Annotated in this window: 11 protein-coding genes; all 11 read left to right on the plus strand. The window is 61.3% G+C overall.

What is annotated here, in order from left to right:
- The first annotated feature begins 207 nt into the window (after nt 1-207).
- Nucleotides 208-966: a 30S ribosomal protein S2 gene (gene rpsB, locus KF719_RS17445; protein ID WP_293510511.1), complete on the plus strand. Its 759-nt coding sequence runs from the start codon at nt 208-210 to the stop codon at nt 964-966.
- A 42-nt stretch (nt 967-1,008) separates the two neighbouring features.
- Nucleotides 1,009-1,935: a translation elongation factor Ts gene (tsf, locus tag KF719_RS17450; RefSeq protein ID WP_293510512.1), complete on the plus strand. Its 927-nt coding sequence runs from the start codon at nt 1,009-1,011 to the stop codon at nt 1,933-1,935.
- A 133-nt stretch (nt 1,936-2,068) separates the two neighbouring features.
- The gene (gene pyrH / locus KF719_RS17455; protein ID WP_293510513.1) at nt 2,069-2,794 is read left to right on the plus strand and encodes a UMP kinase; all 726 of its coding nucleotides are present in this window, start codon (nt 2,069-2,071) and stop codon (nt 2,792-2,794) included.
- A gap of 41 nt (nt 2,795-2,835) precedes the next feature.
- A complete protein-coding gene (frr, locus tag KF719_RS17460) occupies nt 2,836-3,399 on the plus strand; it encodes a ribosome recycling factor (protein ID WP_293510514.1) in 564 nt (187 codons plus the stop codon).
- A gap of 81 nt (nt 3,400-3,480) precedes the next feature.
- Nucleotides 3,481-4,248, plus strand: coding sequence for an isoprenyl transferase (locus tag KF719_RS17465; RefSeq protein ID WP_293510682.1), 768 nt, complete (start codon nt 3,481-3,483; stop codon nt 4,246-4,248).
- Nucleotides 4,249-4,254: 6 nt separating this feature from the next.
- Complete coding sequence (locus KF719_RS17470; RefSeq protein ID WP_293510516.1) at nt 4,255-5,106, plus strand: phosphatidate cytidylyltransferase; 852 nt, start codon at nt 4,255-4,257, stop codon at nt 5,104-5,106.
- Nucleotides 5,097-6,317 (plus strand): 1-deoxy-D-xylulose-5-phosphate reductoisomerase, encoded by a 1,221-nt coding sequence (locus tag KF719_RS17475; protein WP_293510518.1) that lies wholly within the window; start codon nt 5,097-5,099, stop codon nt 6,315-6,317. Before KF719_RS17470 ends, KF719_RS17475 begins: the two co-directional genes overlap by 10 nt.
- 136 nt (nt 6,318-6,453) lie before the next feature.
- Entirely contained in the window at nt 6,454-7,620 is a 1,167-nt protein-coding gene (gene rseP / locus KF719_RS17480) for an RIP metalloprotease RseP (protein ID WP_293510684.1), read from the plus strand.
- An 89-nt stretch (nt 7,621-7,709) separates the two neighbouring features.
- On the plus strand, nt 7,710-10,031 hold the full coding sequence (bamA, locus tag KF719_RS17485; protein ID WP_293510520.1) for an outer membrane protein assembly factor BamA: 2,322 nt from the start codon (nt 7,710-7,712) through the stop codon (nt 10,029-10,031).
- A 75-nt stretch (nt 10,032-10,106) separates the two neighbouring features.
- On the plus strand, nt 10,107-10,688 hold the full coding sequence (locus KF719_RS17490) for an OmpH family outer membrane protein (protein WP_293510522.1): 582 nt from the start codon (nt 10,107-10,109) through the stop codon (nt 10,686-10,688).
- Between the two features lie 47 nt (nt 10,689-10,735).
- On the plus strand, nt 10,736-11,797 hold the full coding sequence (lpxD, locus tag KF719_RS17495; protein ID WP_293510524.1) for a UDP-3-O-(3-hydroxymyristoyl)glucosamine N-acyltransferase: 1,062 nt from the start codon (nt 10,736-10,738) through the stop codon (nt 11,795-11,797).
- The last annotated feature ends 45 nt before the right edge of the window (nt 11,798-11,842 follow it).

Genomic DNA, 11,842 nt, shown 5'->3' on the forward strand with positions numbered 1-11,842 from the left:
GCTGATCCGGCATTCGTGGATAACCCGCCAAAGGCCTGTCCGCGCTTGCTTTTTAGCCGTTTTACGCCTATCAAGGCGCCATTCCACACGCGGGGTTCGGCTCTCCCACTTCCTTTTAGTAAAGGAAAACATAGGGTTAGTCGGTCCGGTGCGACATCTGTCGTTCACTCCCCGCGGAGGTTCAACCGGAAAAGGAGCACAAGTGCCATGGCACTTCCCGATTTCTCTATGCGTCAATTGCTGGAAGCCGGCGTTCACTTCGGCCACCAGACCCACCGCTGGAATCCGAAGATGGAACCCTTCCTCTTCGGCGACCGAAACAACATACATATCATAGACTTGGCGCAGACCGTCCCGCTGCTCCACCAGGCCCTTGTCGCGGTCCGCGACGCGGTGGCCGGCGGTGGCCGCGTGCTTTTCGTCGGCACCAAGCGTCAGGCTTCCGATCCGGTCGCCGCGGCGGCCCGTCAGTGCGCCCAGTACTACATCAACCACCGCTGGCTCGGTGGCATGCTAACCAATTGGAAAACCATCTCGAATTCGATCCGGCGCCTGCGTCAGCTCGACGAGATGCTCTCCGGCGAAGCGCGCGGCCTGACCAAAAAGGAAGTGCTGAACCTGACCCGCGAGCGCGACAAGCTCGAACGCGCCATCGGCGGCATCAAGGACATGGGCGGCCTCCCTGACTTGATTTTCGTGATCGACACCAACAAGGAAGAGATCGCGATTCAGGAAGCCCGCAAACTCGGCATTCCGGTCGTCGCGATCCTCGACTCCAATTCCAATCCCGATGGCATCGCCTATCCGGTTCCGGGCAATGACGACGCGGCCCGCGCGATTTCGCTCTATTGCGATCTCGTCGCCCGCTCGGTCATCGACGGCATCTCGCAGAGCCATGCCGCGTCGGGCGCCGATGTCGGAGCCGAAGCCGAACCTGTCGTCGAGGTGCCGGCGACCGCCGACTAAGGCTTTCGCCGTCCCGCTTCATACGATTACCGAGGAAATACAATGGCTGAAATCACCGCGAGCATGGTGAAGGAACTGCGCGAAAAAACCGGCGCAGGCATGATGGACTGCAAGTCGGCGCTCAACGAAACGGGCGGCGACATGGAAGCGGCCGTCGACTGGCTGCGCACCAAGGGCCTCGCCAAGGCGGCGAAAAAGGCCGGCCGCGTTGCGGCCGAAGGCCTGATCGGCGTTGTCGCGGAAGGCACAAAGGGCGCCGTCGTCGAAGTTAATTCCGAAACCGACTTCGTCGCGCGCAACGAACAGTTCCAGAAGATGGTGAGCGATATTGCGTCGGTCGCGCTGACGGCAGGTGGCGATGTCGACAAGCTTGCCGCGACGAACTATCCGGGTGCGTCGAAGTCCGTGAAAGACTACGTCACGGAAATGGTCGGCACCATCGGCGAGAACATGAACGTGCGCCGCGCCGGTTCGATCTCCGTGTCGGATGGCGTGGTATCGGCCTATGTCCACAGCTCCGTCGTGCCGGGTCTCGGCAAGATCGGCGTGTTGGTGGGCCTCGAGTCGACCGGCGACAAGGCGAAGCTCGCCGAACTCGGCCGGCAGATCGCCATGCATATCGCGGCGACCAATCCGCTTGCGACCCGGACCGACGAACTCGACCCGGCCGTCGTCGAGCGCGAGCGCAATGTGCTGATCGCCGAAGCGAAGGAAAGCGGCCGCCCCGACAACATCATCGAAAAGATGGTCGAGGGCCGCATCCGCAAATTCTACGAAGAAGTCGTCCTGCTTTCGCAGGCTTTCGTGATCGACCCCGACAACACCGTTGAAAAAGCGGTCAAGGCGGCGGAAGCCGGCATCGGTGCGCCGGTCAGCGTCATCGGTTTCGTCCGTTTCGCGCTGGGCGAGGGCATCGAAAAGGAAGAATCGGACTTTGCGGCCGAAGTGGCGGCTGCGGCGCGCGGCTGAGCCGATGTGCCGATAGAATTGACGCCCCCTTCGCCATTGTGCGTTGGGGGCGTTATTGTTGGACATCCCGGCGGATTCGGCACAGGCACCGCGCCGTTCGGGTGCCCTGCCATGACCTGATGGAAGTGAGCCCATGTCCCCGCAACCGCTCTATTCGCGCGTCCTGCTCAAGGTCTCCGGCGAAGCCCTGATGGGCGAGGGGCAATACGGTATCGATGTCGATACGGTCGGCCGCATCGCGGGTGAAATCAAGCAGGCGACGGATGCAGGCATCCAGGTTTGCCTGGTCATCGGCGGCGGCAACATCTTTCGCGGTCTGTCGGGTGCGGCCAAGGGCATGGAGCGCGCCAGCGCCGACTACATGGGCATGCTGGCGACCGTGATGAACGCACTCGCCATGCAGCAATCGCTCGAAAGCATCGGCGTACCGACGCGCGTTCAGTCGGCAATTCCGATGATGACCGTATGCGAACCCTATATTCGCCGCCGCGCCGTGCGGCACATGGAAAAAGGCCGGGTCGTGATTTTCGCTGCCGGCACCGGCAATCCTTTCTTCACGACCGACACGGCGGCGGCCCTTCGCGCAGTGGAAATGGGCTGCGACGCCTTGCTGAAAGGCACGCAGGTCGACGGCGTCTATTCGGCCGACCCCCACAAGGTCGCCAATGCCGAAAGATATGATCGCCTGACCTATATGGACGTGTTGTCGCGCGACCTGAAAGTAATGGACGCCTCGGCGATCTCGCTCGCCCGCGAAAACGGCATCCCGATCATCGTCTATTCGATCGACGACGCGGGCGGCTTCGTCAACGTTCTGACGGGCGCCGGCCGCTGCACTATCATTTCGGACGCGGCCTGAACTCGCCCGACCGAAGACAGGAAAGACCGGAAGGACAGGAAATGGCTGATACCGACTTTGATCTCGATGATGTCGAACGCCGCATGCGCGGCGCATTGCAGGCGCTCAAGCAGGAGTTTGGCGGCTTGCGCACCGGCCGCGCCTCGGCAAGCCTGCTCGAGCCCATCGTCGTCGAGGCGTATGGCCAGAGCATGCCCATCAATCAGGTCGGCACGATCGGCGTTCCCGAATCCCGCATGCTGACGGTGCAGGTGTGGGACAAGGGAATGGTTTTGGCCGTCGAGAAGGCGATCCGCAATTCCGGCCTCGGCCTCAACCCCAATATCGACGGCACCCTGATCCGCCTGCCGATCCCGGAGCTCAATCAGGAGCGCCGCGCCGAATTGTCCAAGATCGCCGCTAAATACACCGAGCAGGCCCGCGTCGCGGTCCGCAACGTCCGCCGCGATGCGATGGACGAGTTGAAGCGCCTCGAAAAAGACGCACACATGGGACAAGACGACCACAAGGCTTGGTCCGACAAGGTCCAGAAGTTGACCGACAAGATCATCGCCGAGATCGATGGCGCGCTCGCGCACAAGGAAGCGGAAATCATGCAGGTGTAACCTGTTGGGATACACTTGTTGCATGCGGTGAAGAACGTACGTTAACCATATGTCGTTCAAGGAAAAAGTGCCGAGAGAATGATGTTGAAGTCCGGCCATACGGTAAGCGAGACGGCGCCCGGCGCGATGCCGCGGCATGTAGCGATTATCATGGATGGCAACGGACGCTGGGCGGCGAAACGGCATATGCCCCGTGTTGCCGGTCACCGGCAGGGCGTCGAAACCGTCCGCGTCATCGTCCGGGCGGCCGGCGAGCTCGGCATTGAATACCTGACGCTCTACGGCTTCAGTTCCGAAAACTGGAACCGCCCGGCCGAGGAAGTCAGCGACCTGATGGGTCTGCTGCGGCTTTTCATTCGCCGCGATCTGGCCGAACTGCATCAGAACGGCGTCCAGGTCCGGGTCATCGGCGACCGCGACCATCTGGATGCCGACATTGTCGCGCTGATCGGCGAGGCCGAGGCGCTGACCCGCAACAATACGCGTCTGAAGCTGATTATTGCCTTCAACTATGGCGGTCAGTCGGAGATTACCTCGGCGATGCGCCGCATCGCCCGCGAGGTGCAGGCGGGTCATCTCGATCCCGACACCATCACACCGGCAACGGTATCCGCGCATCTCGACACGGCCGGCATTCCAGACCCAGATCTCATTATCCGGACGAGCGGCGAAATGAGGCTCTCGAACTTTCTGCTTTGGCAGAGCGCCTATTCGGAGCTTGTGTTCGCCGACGCGCTTTGGCCGGATTTCACGCCGGAAGGACTACGCGCGGCGGTCGACGAATATCGCCGCCGCAATCGCCGCTTCGGCGCGACCGGACCGGACGACGCGACATGCGGTGAGGGGTAAGCGACGATGGTGGACAACGCCGGCCATCCATCGGGAGCCGCTTCCGATCTGAAGACGAGGGTCATGTCGGCTGCTGTGCTGGCCCCCGTTGCGCTGGGCGCCACGTGGATGGGCGGTTGGTTCTTCGCGGCTCTGCTGGCTGCCGCAGCGCTGGTCATGGCGCAGGAACTGGCGCGGCTCCTCTATGGCGCCGCAGTCGGACCCCGCGATGCAGCCGGGCTGGCGGTTGCAGGTCTTTCCGCAATCGTTCTGGCGACAGCCGGTTTGCCGGGAGCGGCGCTTGCCGCCGCCGGCGCGGTGCTGACCTTTGCCCTGGCCTCCCGAAGCTGGAGCAGTCGGGCGATGATGCCGGCCCTAATTGCCTACTGCTATCTCGTCATACCGCTGGTTGCGCTGGTCTGGCTGCGCAACGACCCCGAACTGGGGCTCGCCGTCACCATCTGGCTGCTGGCGACGGTCTGGGCCATCGACATATGCGCGTATTTCGCCGGCCGCTTCATTGGCGGGCCAAAGCTTGCGCCGAGCATCTCTCCGAAAAAAACCTGGGCCGGCCTCATCGGCGGCATGACCGGAGCCGCAGCGGTCGGCGTCGTTACGTCGCTATGGATCGGCGCCGGATCGCCGCTGCTGCTGGCATTGATCGGCGTCGGCATGACGGTACTTGAACAGGCAGGCGATTTCTTTGAATCCGCGCTCAAGAGGCGGGCTGGCGTCAAGGATTCCGGTACGCTGATCCCGGGGCACGGCGGTATCCTCGACCGCGTGGACGGCCTCGTCGCGGTCGCTGCCGGCGCGGCACTTCTCGCCCTGCTGCACAATGCCGCCCATCCGGGCGCGGGAGTTTTGATTTGGCCCTGATCGCCGAGGCTGCAAACGACCGTCTTGCCGATGCCGACGCCGGCGCGGTGAAAAGCGTCACCATCCTGGGGTCGACCGGTTCTGTCGGCTGCTCGACTCTCGATCTGATCGGGCGCGACCGGTCGCGCTTCAACCTTGTGGCGCTGACGGCGCATCGCAATGTTGCAACGTTGATCGCGCAGGCAAAGGAATATCGGCCGCATCTCGCGGTGGTGGCCGACCCGGCATGTTTCGCGGAATTGAAGGAAGGATTGAAAGGCACAGGGATCGAAGTTGCTGCGGGCCCCGAAGCGGTCGTGGACGCCGCGGCGCGGCCCGCCGACTGGGTGATGGCCGGCATCGTTGGCGCAGCCGGCCTCGCCCCAACTCTCGCGGCGGTAAAGCGCGGCGCCTGTGTGGCCCTTGCCAACAAGGAATGCCTCGTTTCGGCGGGGCCGCTTTTCCTCGATGAAGTGCGCCGGTCGGGCGCGACGCTGCTGCCGGTGGACAGCGAACACAATGCAATCTTCCAGGTGCTCGACGCTGGCCGGCTGGACACCGTCGAAAGCATCGTGCTGACAGCATCGGGCGGCCCATTCAGAACGTGGAGCCTGCAGGAGATGGCCAAGGCGACGCCGGCCCAGGCCGTCGCCCACCCGCGTTGGGACATGGGCGCCAAGATCTCCGTCGATTCCGCAACCCTGATGAACAAGGGGCTGGAACTGATCGAGGCTCACTACCTGTTCCCGGTCGGTCAGGACCGGCTCGATGTCATCATTCACCCGGAATCCATCGTTCACAGCATGGTGGCCTATATCGATGGGTCTGTATTGGCGCAGCTCGGCATGCCGGACATGCGTACGCCGATCGCCTATGCGCTGGCATGGCCGCGACGAATGGCGGCGCCCGCGGCACGCCTCGACCTCGCGCAGATTGGCCAATTAACCTTCGAAGCGCCTGATTTAAAACGGTTTCCGGCTTTGTCTCTGGCGCGGGAAGCGCTTCGGATAGGCGGCAGTGCGCCGACGGTGCTCAACGCCGCCAATGAAGTTGCCGTCGCCGCTTTCCTGGCCGGCCGTATAGCCTTCCCGGATATGGTGGCACTGACGGACGCTATACTGGCGCAATCAAGCGGGTTGGGCGCACCCCCGGCCGGACTTGCCGAAGTTTACGAACTTGACCGAATGACCCGGATTCGGGCAGAGGAAATGGTGCAAAAAAGCGGCCGCTGACGTAGGCTGTGCCCCTTGGATGGGCACAGGTCGCCGGCAATGGCAGGCCGCGGTCGATGCGTGTCGGGGGAGCGGTCCGGCGGCCGGAAAAACGGCCGGTCGAGATCGGTATGAGTGGGACAATAGCTTGAACGCGATGGACTTTTTGTCAGGTATCGGTGGTTTCGGAGGATCGCTCGGAAGCTACGTCATCCCTTTCTTGTTCGTGTTGACGGTTGTCGTCTTTTTTCACGAACTGGGACATTTTCTTGTGGCGCGGTGGTGCGGCGTGAAGGTCGACACTTTCTCGATCGGCTTCGGTCGCGAGATACTCGGCTGGAACGACAAGCACGGCACACGCTGGAAGGTGAGCTGGATTCCACTTGGCGGTTACGTGAAGTTCGCCGGCGACGAAAATGCAGCGAGCGTTCCCGATCGCGAACGCCTTGCGCAGGTATCCGCCGCCGATCAGGAGCATCTTTTCCACTTCAAGCCGCTGCGGCAGCGCGCGGCAATTGTGGCGGCCGGGCCGATCGCCAACTTCATTCTGGCGACGGTTGTCTTTGCGTGCATTTTCACCTTTGTCGGACGAACGGTGGCAACGCCCATCGTGGACGATATCGTGCCGGACAGCCCGGCGGCCGCGGCGGGGTTTGTCGTCGGCGACCGGATCGTCTCTATCGACGGCACGCCGGTTTCGAGTTTTGAAGCGATGCAACGCATCGTTTCGACGAGCTCGTCGGAACTCGATTTCCGTGTCGATCGAGGTGGTATCGAGGTTCCGATCCGCGCGAAGCCGGAAGTTCAGGAAGTCGTCGACAATTTTGGCAATGTCCATCGGATAGCGCGGCTCGGCATCCAGCGTCACGGCGGCGCCGGCAATATCGAAATCGTCCGCAGCGATCCTGTGAGCGCGCTCTGGCTGGGCGCCAAGGAGACATGGTTTGTCGCGGAACGGACGCTGAGCTATCTCGGCGGCATCGTGACGGGTCGCGAGCCCGCCGATCAATTGCGCGGCGTTCTGGGGATCGCGCAGGTGTCGGGTCAGGTAGCGACCATCGGCTTTATGGCGCTTTTGAGCATGGTTGCCGTGTTGTCGGTCAGTATCGGACTGCTCAATCTCTTTCCGGTGCCGCTGCTTGATGGCGGGCATCTTCTGTACTATGCGGTTGAGGCCGTCCGCGGACGGCCCCTCGGCGAACAGGCGCAGGAATACGGCTTTCGCATCGGCCTGGCGCTGGTGATGATGTTGATGGTCTTCGCGACATGGAACGATCTGGTTCATCTCCAGGTCTTTTCGTTTCTGACAGGGCTTTTTAGTTGAATGCTTCGCTATTCGTCGGCTGACGACGAGCGTGGAATTGGTTGTGTCGCCGGCTTATGACCGGTGCATCAAGACAGGCAGGGGACAGGATGGGGCGACTAGCCGGATTTTTGGCCGGAATTGCGAATGTCGGCATATTCGTCGGCGCGCTTGTCATGGTCTGGACGCTATCGGGTGCTGCGGTTGCCCAGGAAGCGCCCGGTGGACCGATAATTACCCAGATTTCCGTGCAGGGAAACCAGCGCATCGAATCCGACACGGTGCGGTCCTACATGATCATCCGAGAGGGCATGCCCTATGACCCGGCGCTCGCCGACGCCTCACTCAAGAGATTGTTCGAGACCGGTCTGTTTGCCGACATAACGATGCGTCAGGACGGAAACCGACTCGTTGTGTCGGTCGTCGAAAACCCGATCGTCAATCGGGTCGCCTTCGAGGGCAACAGCGCGCTCAAGGAAGAGGACCTCCAAAAGGAAGTTCAGCTTCAGCCGCGCGTCGTCTATACGCGGGCAAAAGTGCAGGGCGACGTCTCGCGTATGATCGAACTCTATCGGCGCAGCGGCCGGTTTTCCGCTTCCGTCGAGCCAAAGGTAATTCAGCTTCCGCAGAACCGCGTCGATCTTGTCTTTGAAATCACCGAGGGTCCGAAGACGAAGATTGCCTCGATCAATTTCATCGGCAACACGCAGTTCAGCGACGGAAAGCTGCGCGAAGTGATCTCGACCGGCGAATCCGCGTGGTGGAAGTTCCTGTCTTCGTCGGACACCTACGATCCCGACCGCCTGACCTACGACCGCGAATTGCTGCGCCGGCACTATTTGCAGCGCGGCTATGCCGACTTCCGCGTGGTTTCGGCGGTTGCCGATCTGAGCCGCGACGATGCGGCCTTCTACATTACCTTTACGGTCGATGAAGGCGAGGTCTATGAGTTCGGCGACATCAAGGTAACCACGACCATCGACACGCTCGATCAGGCGGAACTTGAATCGCTGGTGCTGGCCAAAACCGGCGACACCTACAATGCCGGACTGATCGACAAGACAATCGACGCCTTGACCTTCGCCGCCGGTACGAGCGGCTACGCTTTCGCCGAAGTCCGGCCGCGCGTCAGCCGCCGCAAGGACGAGCGCGTCATCGATCTGACATTCCAGATTACGGAGGGTCCACGCGTTTACGTTGAGCGCATCAACATCACCGGCAACTCACGCACGCTCGACAAGGTCGTGCGCCGCCAGATGCGGATGTCGGAGGGTGACGCATTCAACAAGGTGCTGCTCGACAATTCGGAGAAAAATATCCGCGGCCTGCAGTATTTTTCGAGAGTAACTGTGACGCAGGATCCGGGGACCGCGCCCGACAAGACGATCCTGAATGTCGACGTTCAGGAACAGTCGACCGGATCGCTGACGTTGAGCGCCGGCTTTTCAACGCTCGACAATGCCGTTGCAGGCATCCAGCTGTCGGAACGAAACTTTCTCGGCCGCGGTCTCCAGTTGAGCACCGCCTTGTCGATATCGAAGCGCCGCCAGTTGATCGAGTTTCATTACACCGATCCCTATTTCCTGGATCGCGATCTCGTCGGCGGTTTTGACCTCTTCGGCAGCGAGACCAACTTCCAGAATGAATCGTCGTTCGACTCCCGTTCGCAGGGTTTCGGATTGAGGTTTGGCTTCCCGTTGTCCGAGAAGAGCCGCTTTCTGGCCCGCTACCAATTCCGTTTCGACGAGATTTTCAACGTTCATCCGTTTGCGTCGAATGCAGTCAAGGCAGCGGAAGGCAGCGACTACCGGTCGATCGTCGGCTATGACTACTATTACGACAACCGCAATGATCCCGTTGACCCGACCGGCGGCTGGGACTTCCTGTTTACACAGAACTTCGCCGGCCTGGGGGGGACGGTTCGCTATGTGTCGACGGAAGTGCTGGCGCGATACTACCACCAGCTCACCGAAGGATTCCTCACGAGTTGGCGCATTAACGGCGGTTATGTCCATGGGATTGGCCAAGACGTTGAGCTCAACGACCATTTCTTCAAAGGCGGCAACACAATTCGGGGTTTCGCCCGCGCCGGCGTCGGTCCGCGCGACCTTGGCTCTCCGAACAGGGACGCCGTGGGCGCCAAGGCATTCATTTTCGGGACGTCGGAATTGTCTTTCCCCAACGGTCTGCCAGAGGCGCTGGGTATCCGGACATCGGTTTTCGCCGACGCCGGCTACATCGGCTATTCGGATTTCGACCGGACGATCTATCCGGGTGTCGTCGATGACTTCGCGCCGCGCGCTTCGGTCGGTCTCAGTCTCTACTGGCAATCGCCGTTTGGTCCGATCCGCCTCGATTTCGCTAACGTGCTTCTGGACGAACCGTATGACGAGAGGGAGTCGTTCCGTTTCAGCGCGGGAACGTCGTTCTAAGGCATGCCGGACCGGCCGGCACGTTTGAAACTGATGCAACAAGGATGCTTTGAGATGAAGTTGAAGTCGGTAATTATGCGTACCCTTGGGGCTGTCGCGCTCCTGTCGCTTGCCGTGGCGCCGTTGACGGCGGGTTCGGCCTTTGCGGCTGGCCCGGCAGTTATTCTGATCGTCAACACCGAGTCTGTGTTTGCACAGTCGAAAGTCGGCCAGAGCATCCGCACTCAGTTCCAGGACCAGGCGAAAAAGCTGCAGGCCGAAAGCGCCAAGGCGGAAGAGAAGCTCCAAGCCGATGCAAAGAAGCTGAGCGATGAGCGTGCGCTTCTTTCGCAGGAAGACCTTCAAAAGAAATTCCAGGCGTTGCAGCAACGCGAAATGGAATTTCAGCAGTCGATGCAGGAAAAGGGGCAGGCTCTTCAGCTCGGTGTCCAGCAGGCGAATGCCAAGGTCGAGGCGGCGCTCCGTCCGATATTCGCCGAGGTCATGAAGGAAAAGGGTGGAACGGTTCTCTTCGACCAGTCGGTGATTGTCGCGGGCGGTTCCGATCTCGATATTTCGGCCGAAGTTCTGAAACGCCTCAACGAGAAGCTGACGACAATCGAAGTGAAGCCGGTTTCGCTCGCCGAGCTTCAGGCGCAACAGAAGAGCGGCAATTGATCTGACGGAGAGGCGCGCCGGGATGCGGCCGCCGATATGCGACGGCCATGGCGGATAAACGCTTCTTCGCGAATAGCGGCCCGTGCACGCTCGGCGATATCGCCGTGCGTATTGGCGCGACGCTTGCGCCGGGTGTGGATGGTGCGCGTAAATTGCTGAGTGTCGCCTCGCTGGAAGTGGCTGGCTCCGACGATCTGAGTTTTCTCGACAATCCCAAGTATGTAAGTCAGTTCGAAACGACCGAAGCGGGTGCGTGCATCGTTCATCCGCGCTTTGCGGACCGCGCGCCTGCGCGTATTGCACTGCTCCTGTCGGAGCAGCCATATCGGGCGTATGCGCTGGCGGCGCAGATGTTCTATCCCGATGCAACGAAGGGAACGGACACGTTCGGTGAGGCCGCACGGATCGATCCGAGGGCGGCTGTACACCCAACGGCAAAACTCGGTGCGGGCGTGACGGTCGAGCCCGGTGTGTCGATCGGTGCTCATGCCGAAATCGGCGACAGGACGATCATCGGTGCAAATGCCAGCATCGGAAAGGCCTGCACGATCGGCAAGGATTGCTCGATAGGTTCTAACGTCACGATCAGCCATGCTCATATTGGCGACCGCGTCATGCTGCATCCGGGCGTCGGCATCGGGCAGGATGGGTTCGGCTTCGCAATGGGTTTGCCGAGACACGAGAAAGTGCCTCAGCTCGGCCGTGTCATCATCCAGGACGATGTGGAAATCGGAGCCAATTCGACGGTGGATCGCGGCGCCGGCCCCGACACGGTGATCGGAGAGGGAACCAAGATCGACAACCTTGTGCAGATCGGTCACAACGTGGAAATCGGGCGTCACTGCATCATTGTTGCTCAGACTGGAATCGCGGGCAGTGCGAAGCTGGGAGATTTCGTAGTGCTGGCGGCACAAGTAGGTGTCGCCGGTCATCTGACGATCAACTCCGGCGCGCAGGTCGCCGCGCGCGGCGGCGTCGTGCACGATGTTCCGGCCGGTCAACAATATGGCGGCGCGCCCGCGCGTCCCATTTCCGAGTGGCGTCGCGAAATTGTGGAGTTGCGGAAACTCGGAAGGCGACCCAAACCGTCCGGCGATGGTGCGACGTGACTTGACGATGATTTGAAGCGAAAATTCGAGACGGAAATTGGAAGG

Source organism: Parvibaculum sp. (genome assembly GCF_019635935.1).
Lineage (GTDB): Bacteria > Pseudomonadota > Alphaproteobacteria > Parvibaculales > Parvibaculaceae > Parvibaculum.

What these genes read in the sequence shown, in the direction of transcription:
- rpsB (WP_293510511.1), top strand. Translation starts at nt 208, where the DNA reads ATGGCACTTCCCGATTTCTCTATGCGTCAATTGCTGGAAGCCGGCGTT.
- tsf (WP_293510512.1), top strand. Translation starts at nt 1,009, where the DNA reads ATGGCTGAAATCACCGCGAGCATGGTGAAGGAACTGCGCGAAAAAACC.
- pyrH (WP_293510513.1), top strand. Translation starts at nt 2,069, where the DNA reads ATGTCCCCGCAACCGCTCTATTCGCGCGTCCTGCTCAAGGTCTCCGGC.
- frr (WP_293510514.1), top strand. Translation starts at nt 2,836, where the DNA reads ATGGCTGATACCGACTTTGATCTCGATGATGTCGAACGCCGCATGCGC.
- KF719_RS17465 (WP_293510682.1), top strand. Translation starts at nt 3,481, where the DNA reads ATGTTGAAGTCCGGCCATACGGTAAGCGAGACGGCGCCCGGCGCGATG.
- KF719_RS17470 (WP_293510516.1), top strand. Translation starts at nt 4,255, where the DNA reads ATGGTGGACAACGCCGGCCATCCATCGGGAGCCGCTTCCGATCTGAAG.
- rseP (WP_293510684.1), top strand. Translation starts at nt 6,454, where the DNA reads ATGGACTTTTTGTCAGGTATCGGTGGTTTCGGAGGATCGCTCGGAAGC.
- bamA (WP_293510520.1), top strand. Translation starts at nt 7,710, where the DNA reads ATGGGGCGACTAGCCGGATTTTTGGCCGGAATTGCGAATGTCGGCATA.
- KF719_RS17490 (WP_293510522.1), top strand. Translation starts at nt 10,107, where the DNA reads ATGCGTACCCTTGGGGCTGTCGCGCTCCTGTCGCTTGCCGTGGCGCCG.
- lpxD (WP_293510524.1), top strand. Translation starts at nt 10,736, where the DNA reads ATGGCGGATAAACGCTTCTTCGCGAATAGCGGCCCGTGCACGCTCGGC.